This is a genomic window from Maritimibacter alkaliphilus HTCC2654 (assembly GCF_000152805.1).
GTDB classification, from domain to species: domain Bacteria; phylum Pseudomonadota; class Alphaproteobacteria; order Rhodobacterales; family Rhodobacteraceae; genus Maritimibacter; species Maritimibacter alkaliphilus.
The window spans coordinates 831,558-849,087 of the sequence record NZ_CH902578.1 but is presented as its reverse complement, the minus strand read 5'-3'; the positions used below and the strand labels follow the sequence as shown (position 1 = coordinate 849,087).

The following is a 17,530-nucleotide window of genomic DNA, read 5'->3' as shown; positions in this document are numbered from 1 at the left end:
CGGCGCAAGCCGGTTCGAAACCTGACATGGAGGGCCTTCCCGACCTCGACCTGCCGGAAAACCCCAAGCTCACGGCGAACATCACCCATTTCGCCCGCGCGCTTCGCAAGTCGGGGCTGAAGGCCGGACCGGGCAAGGTGCTGGAGGCGACGCGGGCGGTCGCCGCCGTCGGCTTCACCTCCAAGACCGATTTCTACTGGACGCTCCACGCCGTTTTCGTGTCCCGGCCTGAGGAACGGCGCGTGTTCCATCAGGTGTTCCGGCTCTACTGGCGCGATCCGCGCTACCTCGAACACATGATGTCGCTCATGTTGCCCGCCGTGCGCGGGGTGCAGGAGGATCGCGCGGCGAAACCGGCCGAAAAACGCGCGGCGGAATCGCTTCTCGACGGGATCGAACCCGAAAGGCCCGAAGGCCAGGGCGAGGAGGAGACCGACGAGACCCAGATCGAGGTCGATGCCTCGCTCACCATGTCCGCCGAGGAACGGCTGCGCACGCTCGATTTCGAACAGATGTCGACCTCGGAAGTGGCCGAGGCCAAGCGCCTGCTCGCGCGCCTCACGCTCCCGGTCAAACCGCTTCAATCGCGCCGGACCAAGGCCGCGCTCGACGGGCGGTTGCCGGACTGGCGGCGCACGATGCGCGACGCGATGCGGCAGGGGGGCGAAATCCGCGATCTGGCCAAGAAGGAACGGCGCATTCGCTGGCCCAATCTGGTGGTGCTTTGCGATATTTCCGGTTCGATGTCGTCTTACAGCCGAATGGTCCTGCATTTCCTTCACACCGTCGCCAACCAGAAAGGCGCGGGCTGGGCCAAGGTGCATGGCTTCACCTTCGGCACGCGGCTCACCAACATCACCCGCCATCTGGCCACCCGCGACGTCGACGCAGCCCTCGCCGCCGCCGGGGCCGAGGCGCAGGATTGGGAAGGCGGCACCCGGATCGGCGAAAGCCTTCATGCCTTCAACCGCGACTGGTCGCGGCGGGTGATGGGGCAGGGGGCGGTCGTGCTCATCATCACCGATGGTCTGGACCGCGACGACCCGGACCGACTGGCGAAGGAAATGGAGCGTCTGCACCTGTCGGCCAAGCGCGTGATCTGGCTCAACCCGCTTCTCAGGTGGGAAGGTTTCGCGCCCAAGGCGGCCGGCATCCGCGCGATGTTGCCCCATGTCGACACCTTTCGCGCGGGGCACAACATCGCCTCGCTGGAGGCGCTGGCGCAGGCCTTGTCCCACCCCGACGACGCGGGCGAGAAGGCCCGGTTGATGGCCGCTCTCTGACGGGCGCATCGCCGCGATGGCGCGCGTGGATCAATGCCGCCAGACCCGAGGCCCGCGACGAAGTCGGGCGCGATGGAACATAAGCGCCAGCCCACCTGTTTCCGAGACGATCCATCTCGCAACAGGAAGGCGTTTCCATGACCAAGGACAAATCTGTCCCCCCGACCACCACCGATGCCGGTATCCCGGTGCAAAGCGACGAACATTCGCTCACCATCGGCTCCGACGGTCCCATCGTTCTGAACGATCATTATCTTCTTGAGCAGATGGCCAATTTCAACCGCGAGCGCATTCCGGAACGCCAGCCCCATGCCAAGGGCGGTGGCGCCTTCGGCTATTTCGAAGTCACGAACGACGTTTCGAAATACACGAAGGCCAAGTTGTTCCAGCCCGGGGCCAAGGTCGACACGCTGGTCCGGTTCTCGACCGTCGCGGGCGAGCGTGGCAGCCCCGACACCTGGCGCGACCCGCGCGGCTTCTCGGTCAAGATGTATACCGCGGAGGGCAACTTCGACATGGTGGGCAACAACACGCCCGTCTTCTTCATCCGCGACCCGATGAAGTTCCAGCATTTCATCCGCAGCCAGAAACGCCGCGCCGACAACGACATGCGCGACCACGACATGCAGTGGGATTTCTGGACCCTCAGCCCCGAGAGCGCGCATCAGGTCGCCTATCTCATGGGCGACCGGGGTATCCCGCGCACCTGGCGCGAGATGAACGGCTATTCCTCGCACACCTATTCGCTGGTGAACGACGCAGGTGACAAGTTCTGGGTCAAGTTCCACTTCCACACCGATCAGGGCGACGGCAACGCCTATCTGTCACAGGACGAGGCCGACAAACTGGCGGGCACCGATGGCGATTACCACCGCCGTGATCTGTTCAACGCGATCCGCGACGGGAACCATCCGAGCTGGACCCTGAGCTGGCAGATCATGCCTTACGAGGACGCCAAGACCTATCGCATCAACCCCTTCGACCTCACTAAGGTCTGGCCACATGCCGACTATCCGCTCATCGAAGTCGGCAAACTGGTGCTGCACCGGAACCCGACCGATTTCCATACCGAGATCGAACAGGCGGCGTTCGAGCCCAACAACATGGTGCCGGGTGTGGGTCTGTCGCCGGACAAGATGCTGCTCGCGCGCGGGTTTTCCTATGCCGATGCGCACCGCGCCCGGCTTGGCGTGAACTACAAGCAGATCCCGGTGAACGCGGCGAAAAGCCCGGTTCACAGCTATTCCAAGGATGGCGAGGGGCGCACCGTGAACGTGTCGGACCCGGTCTATGCCCCCAATTCCTACGGCGGCCCCGCCGCCCAGCCGCAAAAGCACGAAGCGGGGCTGTGGGAGGCCGACGGCGAGATGGTGCGCGAAGCCTACAAGCTGCGCCCCGACGATGACGACTGGTCACAGGCCCATGCCCTCGTGCGCGACGTGATGGATGACGCGGCGCGCGAGCGTCTGGTGTCGAACGTCTCGGGTCATCTGCTCGACGGGGTCAGCGAAAAGGTCCTGAAACGCGCCTTCGACTACTGGCGCAACATCGACGAAAAGGTCGGAAACCGGATCGAAAAGGCGGTGCGCGACGAGCTGGGCGGCGAATCCGACGCCGAAGGCCTCGCCTCGGCGGAAAGCATCGCCCACACCCGCGACGCGGCCGAATAAGCCGCCCTTGGATCACCACGGATACGCCGTCGCCCGCAGGGGTGGCGGCGTTTTTCGTGCCTGTCGGGGAATGGAGCGGGTGAAGGGAATCGAACCCTCGTCTTAAGCTTGGGAAGCTGACGGCAGAAACCACTTTCCCACTTTTTTTTCAATCGGTTCGCCCCAGCTCTAGATCGTTGCTATAGGCAGTTTGTAGGCGTCGGGCATGTCAAAAATCATCATCGATTTCATTGCCTTGAAAGTCCTCGGATAGCATCTGAGAAGCGGTTGATGCAAAGCTCGTGTTCGCACCTCTTATCGTTTGCGCAGCCCTTCGACCCTCTTCGTGGAAGCGCTGAAGCTGCTCTCTCAAGTCAGGTAACCGGTCGGTGTTGATAAGAAGTCTGACGGCTGTTCCCGGCATGTTGCCTGCCAAGTCCATCTTGTCGTTAGCGGTGAGCTGTAGGGCTGCGTTGCCGCTGCAAATCATGAACTTGCCGCCACTCCGACAGATCCTGTTTGTCATATAGAGACCATATCCCGAATTTTGCCAAACATCGGTACCCGTGCCAGCTAAGGGGTTGCCTGAGACGCCTGGCATGAGTGCTGTCTGAATAGCCTGCCGTTCGTCCAAATCCGCAAAACTCGGATTGCGCTGGAGGCCCCTCATAATACCGATGCCCGCGTCGGCGATACCGACCTCAACTTCGTTCCTGGTCGGCCAATACTGAGCACAAATGAGCAAGTCCGGGGCTTCACTGTGCTCGACGGTGTTACGGATGATCTCACGTATTGAATAGGACAGCGTGTCGAACAACGCGCCTTGATCCGTCCTCGTCAAAACTCCCGCAAGCTCACGCGCCTTTGCTTCTAATACATCGCCAACCTCAACCCAGCGATCGACAGCCTCTCTTCTGATCTCTTCGATGTCTAATCGTGTGATTGGCACGTAGTTGTCACTACCAGGCGCTGCGCCGGGTGAATTGCCATGTTGCAGGCCAAATGAGCGAAAGAAACCAAGATGCGCGGCGTAGGTGTGGTGTTCGTGATTCCGTGCACGGCAGCGGGATTCTGGGTGGGCGTCCCGAAAGCGCTTCAGGATGATGGCCAGTAGCAACATCGAAAAGGGCGGGAACCAACGCGAACGACCGAAGTCAAACTCGTAGAGTTCTGCCGCAGGCAAACCATCCAACTCTGCTGCGAAAGCCAGGATAGAAGGGGGCGCTAAGCTGTTGGGGATAGTCACTATCATCAAACGACCTCGGAGAAATTTTCTTCGCGGCTCGAGCGATGGAGCGGGTGAAGGGAATCGAACCCTCGTCGTTAGCTTGGGAAGCTACTGCTCTACCATTGAGCTACACCCGCGACTCGCTGGTTAATACCACCGTTTGTCAAGCCTCTTCAAGCACCTTTGCCCAAACCCATACGCGTTTTCGAACACTATTTCGACACATATTTGACGACATATTTTTCAGTTTTTCGACCGATACTCGTTGACATGTTCCTCAAAACCCCCACCTTTGGCGTGGAATAATTGAGGAAAGGCTTGCAATGGTCGCCAGTGAGAAGCGCGAGAAGTTTCGAAAGCTTGCGGAGAGTCGAACAAACAAGGCTCTTGAGGCGATTGGTCGGATAGCCAATCTTTCCAACCGTTCTCTCTACGAGTGGGAGGAGGACGAAGTGAAAAGCATTATCAAGGCCCTGAGAGCAGAAGTCAGCGAAGTTGAGGGGCGCTTTGCGTCGCCGCGATCGAAATCAGGTCAAAAGTTCAAGCTGTAGAGAGGTTGCATGGCGAGAAAAGTTCAAGATGCACCGAGTGAAGTCGGGAGACTTACTAATAGCCAGGTAGCCGTGCTCGCGGCGTATCTGGCTGGCGCTTCTAGAGCGCACGCTGATACCGAAGACATTGCTGTCAAGGCAGCGGAACTAGCCCCTGGACGCTTCAGCTGGCGTAAGTACCCCGAACAGATCAATATCGAAACCATTAGGAAGAGGTTGTGGGATGCCTCATCCGAAAAGATGGGGAGACTGCTAACGGGATCTGAACGAGACGGTTGGTTGCTAACCGAAGCGGGCTTGCAGTTTTGCCGTGAACACTCTGACCAGCTTGAGAATCCGGAAGAGGGGTCGATCCGACTGTCTCAAAAGGAGCAGGCGTGGGCGACACGCGAGAGAGGCCGTATGCAAGCTGAAACGGCCTTTAGGAAATGGAAAGACGGGCTCATTGATGAAATTCAGCCTGTCGAAGCGGAAAGATTCTTCCGCATCGATGACTATATCGTCGGTGAATTAAGGCGTTCGCGTGTAAAGCGCGCCAGGGATATTTTTGCTGCTGACCAAACAATGTCAGAGGCAATCAATGAAATTGCAAAGAAGGTGCGAGATCGTGACTAAGCAGACCCATGCACTAAAAGTTAAGTCGCATATTGGCAGAGACTTGCTGCAAAGCTCAGCACTGTTCAAGCACGAATGGCAGGTTGCTTGGGAGTATGTCTCCAATGGCCTTCAATACGTCGACACCAATGTCTCACCAATTGTCACTGTGAACATCGACCAAAGTCAAAAGCGAATGACGGTAAAAGATAACGGAAGGGGAATGAACCTAACCGACCTTGAAAACTATTTCACTATGCACGGTGAGAATATTGATACCAAGGCGGGGCGTCCTGGGCGAGGCATGTTCGGAACCGGAAAGTCGGCCGCATTTGGGATTGCCAATCTACTACGTGTCACGACGGTGAAGAACGGCAAGCGTTCGACCGTCGAGCTGCACCGTGCTGATATTGAGAGGCCAGAATCTGCAGAAACGGTACCGATCAGAGTGCTTGAGGAAGAAGTTCCGACGGACGAGCAAAACGGTACCGTCGTTGAAGTGTGTGATATAAATCTCAAGAGCATCGATACTAACGCAATCACACGTGAAATTGAAAAACACATTGCGTTTTGGAAGGGGGTTACCGTTTTTGTCGGCACCCACAAATGTGAATATGTGGAGCCGTCAGTTAGATTCGAAAAAGAATTCAAGGCGTCTGAATCGCCTTTCGCCAAACAACTTGGTGACGTGACTCTTCGGATAGCAGTCTCTAAGGCTCCACTAGCGAAGGAACAGCAGGGCATAGCGGTGACCTCTAATGGTGTTCTGCATGAATCCACTTTAGCTGGTCAGGACAAGCGACAGTTTACCAATTACGTTTTCGGAAACATAGATGTCCCCGACTTGGCGCACGACAAATCACCAATTCCACCATTCGATTTGTCCCGATCCGGGCAATTGAACCCGAAGAATGAACTCGTTCGAGCAATCATGGCGTTCGTCGGCATGAAGTTGGAGCTGGTTTTGCAGGAATTAGAGGAAGAAGAGCGTCTTAGAAAACAGAAAGAAGAAACCAAGCGGCTCCAAAAGGAAGCTGATGCTATTGCTGACCTAATAAACAAGGACTTTCAGCAATGGAAAGTTCAAATTCAGAACGTAATCGCTCACACTGCTGGTGCGAGGGACTACAAACCTTCGATCATCGCCGATGATGAAGATTTCGATATTCTGGCAGGCAAAGGCGATGAGCCAGCCAAAAAAATTTCTGATGAGGGCGGGCCGTCTGATATCCATGATGACAAGCCGAAACCACCAAACCCAGACCCAAATCCAGAGAATTCCGCCGCAACCTATGAAGCTGATCCGGACGGAGCAGAAAAGGCCGGAAAACGGAAGATGGACAGCAAGAAGAAGTCACGTGGAGGTGGTTTCAGTGTCGATTTCAGAGACATGGGAGAGCATGAACCTCGGGCCAAGTATGAGGCGTCGGAGCGAAGCATTTTGGTAAATGTTGAACATCCGCAACTTGCTGCCGCCTTGAAGGTTGGGGGTATCGAGGATCCGGCTTTTCGGCGCCTGGCTTACGAGGTAGCTTTTGCAGAGTACTCGATCGCACTGTCAGTTGAGATGGCCAATGATGGGCACTTCATGGACCCGCAGGATGCGATCACAGCGGTCCGTGAAGGGATGAACCGGATGGCAACCTTAGCGGCCAGTACCCTATACTCTTGAAAAGGGGGCAACGGACATTGTTCGAGGTTCCTTGGTCGGGTGGAAACGAAGCTATACTGGCAACACTCGGCGAGGTTGGCATGCCCAATCGCCTTAGGACCGCCATGGCAAAAGAGGGTATCGTGCTGGTCGGTTCCTTCGTTCAACTGACAGCCGGTGATATTCTTCGCAAGCAGGGTCTAGGGAAAAAGTCCTATCGCGAGGCAAGGGCGACTCTTGAAGCCCTTGGATTGTCGCTAGGTATGGAACTTTGCGGCTGGGATGAAGAGCTCGCCTTCGAAGCTCGAAAGGCTTTGGGGCGCAATGTGCAAAAGCGGGTATTCGAACTAATTCCGACCGAATGGCATGCCCATGATACTCTGGAAAGCGAACTGTTTGCGTTACTTCTTGAAGTCGAAGATGAACGAAACGCGGAAATGCTGAGCGTCTTCTACGGTTTCAATGAAGATGGGCCAAAGACACTCGAGTATTCCGGACAGCCGTATGGCTTGACGCGTGAGCGCGTTCGGCAAATTGCCGCCCGCACAGAAAAGAAACTACGTGAGCTGTGGCGTCCTTTGTGCTGCCTGGACAAGGCGGCCAAGATCATTACGTCTGAATTAGGCCCACTGTTTACTAACAAAGACTTCTTTGTGGCCGCGAGGAACGCGGGTATCTCTGAAATCGACTTTCATGTAGAAGGGGTGCTGGCAGCTTTGGACGTTCTGGGGGAGAAGAACTCCATTACGAAGATTCGTATCGGTCAGGTTGAATTGTATGGCACTGCAGACGAAGTATCGTTTCCAAAGCGGCTTCTTTCGGCTCTTCGGAAGGAGACCTCAGCCAATGGTTGTACCAATATTCAGCGCCTCGCACTAATTGTCGGCCTGGAACTTGATGATGCAGATCGGGTGCGTGATCTGTTAGAAATGTTCCCCGAGGTTGAGTGGCTTGATGCAGGCTCGACATGGCTGCTTTCCCAAAGATCGACCCGAAATCGATTGGCGAATATTGCGGAGAAGGTCTTTTCCGTGGCGCCATCTGTCGAAATAAATGAACTACGTGCGGCATTGCGGCGCCATATTCGAGTGAATTTTGTCCCGCCGCCGGATGCGCTTGGCAGACTGCTCGAATTTTATGGCATTGCTAAAATGGACAATAGAGTTGCTGTCGCAGGAGAAAACATTGGGCAGCCTGATCTCGGAATAAATGATCAAGGCCTTGTCTACGCATTTGAAGCGCTCGGCAGCCCGGCAACCAGAGAGCAGCTGGAAGATTTCTGCATTGATGGACTTGGAATGAATATCCATAGCTTCTATGTCTATTTGAGCTACTCTCCTCTTGTAACCAAGCTTGCAACCGGTGTGTTCGCGCTGGTGGGTCAAGACGTGGAGCCTGGCGCCATTAGTCAGCTCAAAGATGATATTAAGGAAAGTCGGTTTGAGGACACTACTGGGTGGTCAAAGGCCGGGACACTTTGGTGGCATTTTCAAGCGGACAGACCTACTGCCAAGGCCGGCACGCGGACGGTGCCAACATTTGTCCTAAACCTTACGTCCGGCGAGTGGAATGTTAAGACCGTTGACGGGTTAAAGCTTGGCGCGGCAAAGATTGAGAATGGGTTTATGTCGGGCTTCCGTGAAGCCTTCGCTGCGTTAGGTGTCGACAAGAAAGATTTTCTTCAATTTGACTTCGATATTTCCAATGGGGATGTTTACATCCGCCTTGTCGGCGATGAGCCGGAGGAATTTACATTTTCTGTGAAGGAAGATGAATTTGACGAGGAATCCGACATTGAGACTGAAGATAATTAGGCCTGCATTTCGATTTCGGAAATCTTGCGATGTAGGCAAAAATAAATGTAGATGAGTTGTAATCTGCGGGCAAGTTCACATCCTCGGCGTGACCGTCTGCGCGGTTAAACCGCGCCCGCTGCCGTTGCTGCGCTTCAGAGCCGCGAGAAGTTGGCAATAGCGGCTGAGTAACGTCGCCCAGAAAACGCAAGCGGGCGGCGCTTAGACGCGTCGTCCGTTGCGTTTCGGCTGGTGCAAAAGAAAAAGACCCGGACGCACAAACGCCCGGGCCAAGTCGCTGTCTGCGGCAGCGGCCCCGCCGTTCCACGGGCGAGAGCTTCGCGGCCTCGGCACACATAGTGTGGAGAAGATCCCGAGGCCGCTTCGATGGTGTCAGTCGATGCAGTACTGCTTCGTCTGCGTGACGATGCAGTCGCCGTCGCGCCACTCGAGATGGTAGTCCCATCCCTCGTTGTGGATGGTAGCCTCCTCGGCATGTTCGCTCAGGATGATGAGCAGGTCGCGGAAGTCGTTGGTCATGTTGTGGGTGCTCCTCTGTTTGCAATTCCCACACCCAGAAAGCCACATGCCACGGCGTCGCGCATTTTCTGCGTGTCCCATTGGCTTGCCAGTTGTCCCCGCGACTTGCAGAGGCGCGTGTAAACGTCCTGCCTAAGTGCTGATGGGCTGCACCACCCACGAAAAACGCGCGAGCGCTTCGGGGCAGAGGCTGCGCCCCACCATGATGCCCGAGACACACCAGTAACCGCAGAGCTGCCCGAGAGGCTGCGTCGCTCCTGTAAGCGCCTGGGCCGACATGGGCGCGGTGTCGAAGAGCTCGACGAGAGACGTGGGTCTAGCGCAGGATTTCCCAGAGAGCGTAGGCCATCACGACAACGCTGTCCCCGACGATCACGGCCTCCCACATCAGTCCCAGTAACCTTTGAGGCGGGTCTCCCCGACGTGCGCGCCGACCGTGCGGTGATCCGACAACCAGAGCGCCATCGCGACCGACATCGCGATATCTGCGTGCCCCGCTTTCGTCCCGCCCGAGAATGTCGAGCGCCCGGTGTCCGAGTGCTTGACTGAGAAGGATTCCAGTTCGCGTTGCAGCTCGTTCCGCAGCGGAAAGTTCCCGATCTTCAGGTCCCCGACGTGCAAGGCCGAGTTCATCGAGTTCAGCAGCAGCGATTTAGAGACATTGTTGAACGTGACGCCGCGTTCTTTCGCCTCGGACTCACCCTCACCGGACGTGATCTGCATCCGCGTGTGCTGGACAGAGCGCGCAAGCAGGAGGTCTGAGAATGCGCGACCGACACCTGAGCTGTCCACCACGAGGTAGCCCGCAGTCGCCAGCGGCTCCTGGCGCATCAGGTTGCGAACGACGACGCCAAGCTCCGTGTAGGACATCGCAGGCACGCGTTCTGCGCGAACGACCGTGCGGCGACGCGGCCCGAGCTCTTGGGCATATTCTGTCCAGTGCGGGATGCGTTCATCCTGGATGATGGCAAAGGCGTTCGCGTCGACTGTGGTGGCCGACTGCGCGATGTCGAACCCGACGAGGTAGCGGCGGTATCCTTTTGCAATCGTGACGGCGGGGTCGGATGAGGGCAGGATCAGGTCCTCGCCCTGTTGCACGAGTTCAGGCTGCATACAGTTCTCCCAGTTTCAGTTCGGGAATGTCCACGAAGGCGTTCTCGATGGTCTCCGATGCGAAAAGCGGATCGCCACCTGACGACCAGCGCAGTTCGTGTTCCGTAGCGAATTGGCGGGGCGGCATGTAGCGGCGGTCAAACGCCACCTTTTCTGCCATGCGCTCGATCTCGGTCGACCGGGCGGTGATTTTCTCGATCTCGTCGTTCTCGGTCCAGGCCGTGTGGGCGAACCCGCCGACGTTCCCAGGCGTCGTGATCAGCAGAATGCGGCCGCCGTCTTCGCGGATGGGGATCGTCGCGTCGTAAACGGCGTCCGCCAAGAAGGCACCTTCTTCGTAGATCAGCAGGCCTCCGTCCTTCACGCCATATCCGCGAGCGGACGAGCCGTCCTGACCAGCTGGCACACAGGCGACCACCGAGCCGTTCGCAAGTTCCATAGTGGTCTGCGTCAGGCGTGTTTTCTCGATGGGCAGGGACATCGCGGCCCACGCCTCAAGGATGCGTTTGAACAGGAGCTGGGACTGGCCGAGTGTGGGGCTGAGGACCAGCACCGTGCGGCCTGGTGCGCCGATGGTTTGAGCGGCAAGGATTGCTGTCGTCTGGGACTTGCCGATCCGTCGCGAGCACAGCGCCATGACGAAAGGCGACGCGGTGGTCAGGAACCGGCGCTGCCAGTTGTCTGGTGGCCCGCCCACGACGCGCTCGAACAGAGCAGTCGGGTCAAGCCGCTCCTCAAGCGTGCGGAGGTATAGCGACAGCGCCTCATTCAATGCGGAGCCTCCGCTCGCGGACGAGCTGTCGGAACATGTCGAACGCGTCCGGGTACTGTTCGAACACCTGGTATAGCACGTCCTGGAGCTGCTGCCAGTCGGGGCTCTCATTGATGGAAAGCGTGATCGTGGTCTTCTCCTTAAGGAGCGAGTACGACTTCAGGAGCCGCTCGTAGCTCTGGCCCTGGTCACGCAGAAGTTGGCTTAGTCCCGGCAGCACGTCCTCGATGTCGCGCCCATCACCGACCTTGTCGCGCAGGAGCCTGTAGAGCTCTTTCTGCTCCGTGATGATCGAGTTCAGGCCTTTCTCGACAGTGTCCTGCCCCGAGTTGATCTTTCGGTCGAGTTCGTCGTGGGTCGACTGGTCGGCCAGGATTGCCTTCTTGATGTCGTCGGTGACGAATTTGGCGAAGAAACGGTCGACCGTGTCGCGGTGGATGCCCGTGCGGCGTGACACCTCGGCCACCGTGCGGCGACCGAGTACCACGTCGCAGACGATCTCCCCGACGTCCGGGCGCAGGCGGATGGTGTTCTTCCGGCTCTTGCTCGGGTCCTTGGGGAGAAGTCGCTTGACCTTATCCGTCAGGCGCTCGTCAGCCATCGGCTGCGATCTTCAGCGCAACGCCTTGCTGCTCTGCCGCTGCCTTGGCGCGACGATACAGGGCCGGATCGCGGGCCTGTTCGCGCGTCAGGACGACGGGCTCCGGGTTCAAGGCATCGTGGACGGCTCGCGGCTCGTCGCCGCGCTCGAGCAGGGTTTTGAGTTGGTCGAAGCCGGCCTTCTGCGCCGCCGCGGCCTCGTCGCGTTCGCGCTTGTGGTCTTTGATCTCGTCGAGCATCTTCTGGCTGGCCTCTTTCAGCCCACCGATCTGGTCCTCGACCATCTTGCCGATCTGCTCCTGCATCGCCTCGAGCAGCTTGGGCGTTGCGGAGGCGATGAACTTGTCCATCATCTCCGAGTTCTTGTCGTCGTCTGACATGTGCATCTCCCACAAAAAGAAACGGGCCCCTGGTGGAGCCCGCTTCCTGAACGTGTGAGGATGCACGGCTCCCAGCCCTACGCGTCGAATATGCGGGGACGTGCGGGAGCGCGCGACCAGCCTATGCGGCAGCATCTTGCACGATGCGGTACTTAGGCCCGTCCTTCACGACGATCCCACTCTCGACCAGGCGGTCGAGCGCGCATTTCAGGGCGTTGAAGTCGAGTTGCACGTCCCATCCGATCTCGCGGATCGTCTCGCGCCCATCCTGCATCGCGGCCAAGATCGCCCGCTGTGTCGATCCGAGGCGCTCGTTCTTGTTGTCGTCGAAGCCAGAAAACGCCGTATGGGCCGGGGCCTCGATCAGTCGGACGTTCTCTGCGCGCCACTTTTCCTCGTAGTCAGGGTGGCAGTAGACGCCGCGGTCGAGCTGGACGACGCGCCCGAGACGTTTCAGGTGCTGCAATCGCGAGTGCACCTGGTCATGCCGCAGCCCCGTCAGATCGCAGATGTCGCCTGCACGGAACGCGCGGTCGCGCGGCATGTGGTCGCCGATCTCGTCGAACGTCCATTTCCGCATGGGGCGCTCGGGTGGCTCGAGCTTCTCGGTCAGGGCCTGGTAGACGGCCTCGTGATCGAGCCCCACAGCGTCGAAGAAGAACGCCCGCATGTCGGCGGACGGTCCCTTCGGTTGCAGAAAGAATTCGTGTGCCTCGAAGCGCAGCTGCTCGTCGCTCGATTCCAGGTCCTCAATCGCCTGCATGATCACGGCGAAGGCGAGCTCTTGCTCGGGCAGGAAAGGACGCGGCTGGACATTCGGGTCTGCCAGCATGTGTCACTCCTCGGGTTGCGGGCGCGGGATGATGGACGACACATCGCCACCATCCTCCTCGATGCGGTCCTTTTCGTCCTCCCATGTGACATCTGCGCGCATGACTTCGCCGCGTTGCAGGTTTTCGTGCAGCGTCGCACGGGAGATCATGCCGCCCAGGTAGAGCTTCATCTGCGCCTCGATCATGCGCGGGTCCATCGAGGCCTCGATGAAGTCGCGGGACAGGCTGATCTGGGCCTCGTCCTGGTTCGCACCGACCCATTCCGCTGCCGTGCGGACGATCTGGTTCAGCGCCGCCTCGACGTTGACGACAGCGCCGTGGAGCAGGGACAGCTCCGAGCGGGTGCGCTGGGACGCGGTCTCGTGCGTCTCGTTGCGGTTGATGGTGGTCGACAGCATACGCGCGCCCGCCGACACCATCTCGTTCTCGAGCTCTTTCATCTCCTCCTTCATCGCAGCGATGCCCGCGCCCGTGAATTCCAAGAGCCCACATTCCGCGCCCTCAGGCAGGCTCCACAGGGCACCCGCGCCGATGGCGGTCGGCACCTTGTCCGAGGCGATGCTGCCAATGATGTAGGGCGTTGGCGCTGCTGTCTGGTGCAGGGCGTGTCGCTTGTCGCAGGAGGTTGCTAGGTGGGCGAGTGCGGCCTGACACAGAGCGTAGAATGGCGGGGTCACGTCGTCCGGTTGCAGGCCCTCATGGCTGACCATCCAGAACGGGATGTAGTCGAGGCTGCGACCGTTGACCATCGGGATGACAGTCTCCCCGAAGTCGACGCGCGTCTTGTCCTCGTCGCGATAGAAGCGCTGGAACTGATAGACGCCAGTCTCCAGGGTCAGCTCATACTTCACGTCTCGCCCGTCGTAATCCTCGTCCGCACCCAGGATGACCTTGGTCAGGACCTTCTTGCCGTTGACGTAGGCGGTCGAGAAATCCTCGATGTCTTCCGCGCGGAACGTCGTGATGTGGGGCAGGGTTAGGGAGGTCGTGCCGTCGATGGGGAAGTCGAGCAGGATACCGTGACGGCCCATGCACAGAACTTCGCGTGTGATCTTTTCGATTAGGATCGACAGCGGCGCGTTGTCGTGTCCCGCAGCCAGGCGCCAGGGCTCGAGCCGTGACGGGAGCTTGATCACAGGGTCCTTGCGCAGTGCTAGCCCCGTCAGAGCGCGCAGGGTCATCTGGGGTGCGCCCGTGAAGTGACCGCGCTGGAGGTATGCCTGATAGTCCTGGGATTGCATCGCGGATGGCTTCGGGACGTAGAGCTGGCCCTGATCCTTCACGGCGTCGCTGCCCTCCAGGCAGTCGCGGATCGTTCGATATTGGTGCTGGAGTCGATCCCAGCGCGTGCGTCGATTGCTCATAGGTTACGCCTCGATGGCGAGTGCGATTGCGAACGGCCAGGACAGATGGAATTTGCCACCGCCCGCGTGCAGGAAGATGCCGTCGCGGTTCTGGGTGACCATGATGTCGTCGATCTGGGATTCCGTGACCTCGGGCTGGGCCAGGAAGCCGACGAGGCCGTCCAGGAGGACGTCTTTCGCGACGGGCAGGGTGAACGAAACCGACTGGGACGGGGTCGTCTGTTTCAGGGTGCAGGAGGCGTCTGTGGTGGCCTCGAGAGTGACTTGCATTGGTGTTCTCCAAGCTGTTGGCGGGCGGCCCTGAAAGGACTGGGGCGCGTGCGAGCCGCCCGCCGTTGAGCCAGCATGACGCGCAGGGATCAGCGTAAGTGGGGAGGGGTCGGCGGGAACACCGGTGTGTCTTGCAATGTCTGGTGGGAGGGGTGTGCCGCCCTACGATCCAGGATGCTGCGTGTATGGATCGCAGGGCGGCGCGAGGTGGTCACCTATGACTGCGGGCGCGCGACCACTCGGGCGTGAACGTAAGATGGCCAGGGCGGGGGTGTCGACCGGGAGAATTAGGTGCCGAGAGAGCGAGGCAGAGACGTGGGGTTGGGGTCAGCGGGCATCGTTGTGGGGCGATGGCCTTAGGGGCGCGGAGCTCGTGCGAGCTGCTGGGCGCTCTGATGCAGGACGGGGTGTCTGTATCTCTGGCAAAAATCTGCGCGACCCCGGTCCCAGGGCTCTGGCTCCAGAGGAGGGGGTCGATTGCGCGGATGCGCGCAGGATGGTCAAGATGATGTGCCTACCTGCCTCGGAACGTATAACGTAAGCTCAGACAACGTAGCACATGGCTTCAATAACAGGACGTTAGCGTGAAAGTGCAGTGAATTTGTAGGCGGCTGCGTTCGATCAGAATCAAACTACGTCAGCAATGTTGATATACCGAGGATGGACCGCCCCGACTGTGCGTCGGCAATGACCAGGATGGAGCCTGCTGCCATTGTTCGCGTAAGAGAAACAGAGCCCTGAGCAGCAACAATCGCCGCAACATCTCAGCACTATGCGTTCACTGTTTCGTTCAGCAGCGTCCTGGACGGACGGCTGTAGTAGCAACCCTGCCACCCTGCAATCCTGCCCCTAACACCATCACCGCAGAAACTACATCACCGCAGGACCGCACGGGTATCTGCCACCGTCAATAAATGACCGATGCACGAAACATGGCACCATGTTGCGATCATTGTTGCAGACGACCCTCGGACGTTTCTCACGCGAACACAGTCCCACCGCGTGGTTTCTCAGGATACTCCTGCGATCTCGGTCGTCCACCTAGACCCAGCCGCGATACAATGATCCCACCAACTGCAACACATGGAGACCCGACCCATGCCCCTGGACTTCCCGACCCGCGTGCCCGCACGCCTCCTGACCCGTCTCGCCCGTGCAAACGCACTGAACGATCCCGCAGCCTGCGACAACTGGCTGCGAGACCGTTTCGACGACGAGAAGCGCATCCCGATTATGCGTGAACTGTTCCCTTCGGCGCTCGTCGAAGGCTGCGCATGAACTTACGGCGGCGACGTTCGACCTCGCGCAGTTCGGACGTCGCGGCCACCTGATCAACAGACCCGAGCACACGCTCCTCGAACAACGCCACCGCCGCCTGACGCGGCACACCGTCCGGATAGTCTTCCTGATTCCACGGCGAACCCCAGGGCGTGGATCGGATGTTCTCGGCCCACGTTTCTTTCAGCCCCGCCCACGTTTCCTCGACCCACGCATCTTTGCGCGCGTCGAGCTCCTCGACTGTCTCGAACTTGCGGCGCATCCCCGTCATAAGTAGGACTCGGTCGGAAGGCGACGCCTCGACCCACTGATCCTTCGGCCCCATGCGCACCTGGGCGAACGGCTCGACGTCTTCAGCCTCGTAGCGGTCACCAGTCCAGTAGAAGCGGACGCGCCACTTTGTCTCGACGGCGTCCTGCCCGTGATATGGGTCACCATACTCGAGCTGTGGGAGCGCGTGTCGCTTGAACTCGAACCCCTCAAACGCGTCGCCCATGAACGGCTCGACGGGTTCGGATTCCCAGGTCTCTACATGCAGGGGCACGGGACGCGAGTAGGTCAGGCAGGCGCGTTCGATGTCGGGCAAAGGCATGCTTTCCTCGTCGAGCGCCATCGCCATGCCCACGTCCTTGAGCGAGCGACCGTGCAGACCTGGATTGCCGACGCGACCGCGACGCGTTTCCTCGGCTTGCGCATCATACCCGACCCACCACTCGCCATCGACCTTGCGGAACACCTGGTACTCAGGATCGTCGTCGGCTTCGAGTGCGCGGACAAGCTCGCGGTCAGCCTTGAACTGGTCGCAGGCCGCGCGCAGGCGGCGGTACCAGTCGTCGTATAGGCGCTTGACCAGCTGCTGGCGATCAGGATCGAGCGGGTGGGTCTTGAGGCGGCGCCACATCGACTCTGGGATCTCGTGCAGGCCCAGCGTTTCGTACCACCACATCAGCGGGGCATACTGGTCCAGGAGCTCGAGGCGATTGGGTGGTTCGCACCAGGTCCAGGGATCGTCGCGCATCTCGCTATAGAGGTCATTGAGGGCGCGAACGAAGTCGGCGGACACTGGGCGACCGTTCAACGCGTGGGAGATCGTCGTCGGGTGCATGGGGCCTTGTAGCCCGAGGCGTTCCCAGTTGTTGGCGATCCAGAGCTCCACGCGCTTGTTCTGGCCGAGTGTGAAACGTCGCACGGCGTCTGCGTGCGCGAATACTGCTTTTTCCATCACACCACCTCGCGCTTCGGCGTTACGACCTGCGCCTCAAGCCAGGCATCGAGGTCGCTCTGCTTGTATCGAACGCGGCGGTGCAGCTTGTAGTACTTCGGCCCCATGCTCTCGCAACGCCAGGTCTCGAGCGTTGACATCGAGTATCCGAGGTAGTGGGCGGCTTGGGCCGTATCGAGGAATTTGTCTTGGGCAGTCATAGGTCACACATCCCTTTCGGGTTGGTGCCTGCTGCCGCGCGGCCTGCGGTAACGGTGTCAACGGCTCACAGCGTCGGAGCCTATCCCGTTTGCCCCGTGCGTCATTGCACGTCGCAGGTCCTGACCCTCTCGGGCCACCGGAGCTTTCAGACCCTCACACGTTGATCTCTTTAGGTGGGTCGTCGGCGTTTCGTATCGGCAAAGTTAGT

The 17,530-nt window shown here is 59.2% G+C and carries 18 protein-coding genes and 1 tRNA gene; 7 read left to right on the top strand and 12 right to left on the bottom strand.

Annotated features, from left to right (window positions below):
* Nucleotides 1-26 precede the first annotated feature (26 nt).
* Both RB2654_RS05280 and RB2654_RS05275 read left to right on the top strand, forming a co-directional pair.
* The gene (locus RB2654_RS05280; protein WP_040885464.1) at nt 27-1,283 is read left to right on the top strand and encodes a vWA domain-containing protein; all 1,257 of its coding nucleotides are present in this window, start codon (nt 27-29) and stop codon (nt 1,281-1,283) included.
* 137 nt (nt 1,284-1,420) lie between these two features.
* Nucleotides 1,421-2,953, top strand: coding sequence for a catalase (locus RB2654_RS05275; protein ID WP_008329288.1), 1,533 nt, complete (start codon nt 1,421-1,423; stop codon nt 2,951-2,953).
* 208 nt (nt 2,954-3,161) lie between these two features.
* Here the strand turns inward: RB2654_RS05275 and RB2654_RS05270 are convergent, their stop codons facing one another.
* A complete protein-coding gene (locus tag RB2654_RS05270; protein ID WP_008329286.1) occupies nt 3,162-4,184 on the bottom strand; it encodes an ATP-binding protein in 1,023 nt (340 codons plus the stop codon).
* Nucleotides 4,185-4,223: 39 nt separating this feature from the next.
* Nucleotides 4,224-4,297, bottom strand: a tRNA-Gly gene (locus RB2654_RS05265).
* A 186-nt stretch (nt 4,298-4,483) separates the two neighbouring features.
* On the opposite strand from RB2654_RS05265, the gene RB2654_RS05260 reads away from it, so the two are divergent.
* The 4 genes from RB2654_RS05260 to RB2654_RS05245 all read left to right on the top strand — a co-directional run bounded on the left by RB2654_RS05260 (nt 4,484) and on the right by RB2654_RS05245 (nt 8,770).
* Nucleotides 4,484-4,711 (top strand): hypothetical protein, encoded by a 228-nt coding sequence (locus RB2654_RS05260; RefSeq protein ID WP_008329285.1) that lies wholly within the window; start codon nt 4,484-4,486, stop codon nt 4,709-4,711.
* 9 nt (nt 4,712-4,720) lie between these two features.
* Nucleotides 4,721-5,326 carry a hypothetical protein gene (locus RB2654_RS23335; RefSeq protein WP_040884433.1) on the top strand — a complete coding sequence of 202 codons (606 nt, stop codon included), beginning with the start codon at nt 4,721-4,723 and terminating at the stop codon, nt 5,324-5,326.
* A complete protein-coding gene (locus RB2654_RS05250; RefSeq protein ID WP_008329272.1) occupies nt 5,319-6,977 on the top strand; it encodes an ATP-binding protein in 1,659 nt (552 codons plus the stop codon). Before RB2654_RS23335 ends, RB2654_RS05250 begins: the two co-directional genes overlap by 8 nt.
* 104 nt (nt 6,978-7,081) lie before the next feature.
* Nucleotides 7,082-8,770, top strand: a complete 1,689-nt coding sequence (locus tag RB2654_RS05245) for an RNA polymerase sigma factor (protein ID WP_008329270.1) — start codon at nt 7,082-7,084, stop codon at nt 8,768-8,770.
* 372 nt (nt 8,771-9,142) lie between these two features.
* On the opposite strand, the gene RB2654_RS23330 is transcribed toward RB2654_RS05245, so the two are convergent.
* From RB2654_RS23330 to RB2654_RS05210, 8 genes are all read right to left on the bottom strand, one after another.
* A complete protein-coding gene (locus RB2654_RS23330; protein WP_008329268.1) occupies nt 9,143-9,289 on the bottom strand; it encodes a hypothetical protein in 147 nt (48 codons plus the stop codon).
* Nucleotides 9,290-9,676: 387 nt separating this feature from the next.
* Nucleotides 9,677-10,402, bottom strand: a complete 726-nt coding sequence (locus RB2654_RS05240; RefSeq protein WP_008329265.1) for a hypothetical protein — start codon at nt 10,400-10,402, stop codon at nt 9,677-9,679.
* A complete protein-coding gene (locus tag RB2654_RS05235) occupies nt 10,392-11,174 on the bottom strand; it encodes a hypothetical protein (protein WP_008329264.1) in 783 nt (260 codons plus the stop codon). Before RB2654_RS05235 ends, RB2654_RS05240 begins: the two co-directional genes overlap by 11 nt.
* Nucleotides 11,167-11,775, bottom strand: coding sequence for a hypothetical protein (locus RB2654_RS05230; RefSeq protein WP_008329263.1), 609 nt, complete (start codon nt 11,773-11,775; stop codon nt 11,167-11,169). The genes RB2654_RS05235 and RB2654_RS05230 overlap by 8 nt, the downstream gene beginning before the upstream one ends.
* Complete coding sequence (locus tag RB2654_RS05225) at nt 11,768-12,154, bottom strand: hypothetical protein (RefSeq protein ID WP_008329261.1); 387 nt, start codon at nt 12,152-12,154, stop codon at nt 11,768-11,770. The genes RB2654_RS05230 and RB2654_RS05225 overlap by 8 nt, the downstream gene beginning before the upstream one ends.
* A 121-nt stretch (nt 12,155-12,275) precedes the next feature.
* Nucleotides 12,276-12,986 (bottom strand): hypothetical protein, encoded by a 711-nt coding sequence (locus tag RB2654_RS05220; protein WP_008329260.1) that lies wholly within the window; start codon nt 12,984-12,986, stop codon nt 12,276-12,278.
* Between the two features lie 3 nt (nt 12,987-12,989).
* A complete protein-coding gene (locus RB2654_RS05215) occupies nt 12,990-14,351 on the bottom strand; it encodes a DUF4055 domain-containing protein (protein WP_008329257.1) in 1,362 nt (453 codons plus the stop codon).
* Nucleotides 14,352-14,354: 3 nt separating this feature from the next.
* A complete protein-coding gene (locus tag RB2654_RS05210) occupies nt 14,355-14,621 on the bottom strand; it encodes a hypothetical protein (protein ID WP_008329256.1) in 267 nt (88 codons plus the stop codon).
* A gap of 1,098 nt (nt 14,622-15,719) precedes the next feature.
* Here RB2654_RS05210 and RB2654_RS23325 point away from each other — a divergent pair.
* Nucleotides 15,720-15,899, top strand: coding sequence for a hypothetical protein (locus RB2654_RS23325; protein WP_148912591.1), 180 nt, complete (start codon nt 15,720-15,722; stop codon nt 15,897-15,899).
* Here RB2654_RS23325 and RB2654_RS05205 read toward each other — a convergent pair.
* Both RB2654_RS05205 and RB2654_RS05200 read right to left on the bottom strand, forming a co-directional pair.
* On the bottom strand, nt 15,853-17,121 hold the full coding sequence (locus tag RB2654_RS05205) for a hypothetical protein (protein WP_008329254.1): 1,269 nt from the start codon (nt 17,119-17,121) through the stop codon (nt 15,853-15,855). The genes RB2654_RS23325 and RB2654_RS05205 overlap by 47 nt on opposite strands.
* Nucleotides 17,121-17,321, bottom strand: a complete 201-nt coding sequence (locus RB2654_RS05200; protein WP_008329252.1) for a helix-turn-helix transcriptional regulator — start codon at nt 17,319-17,321, stop codon at nt 17,121-17,123. Before RB2654_RS05200 ends, RB2654_RS05205 begins: the two co-directional genes overlap by 1 nt.
* Nucleotides 17,322-17,530: the final 209 nt, after the last annotated feature.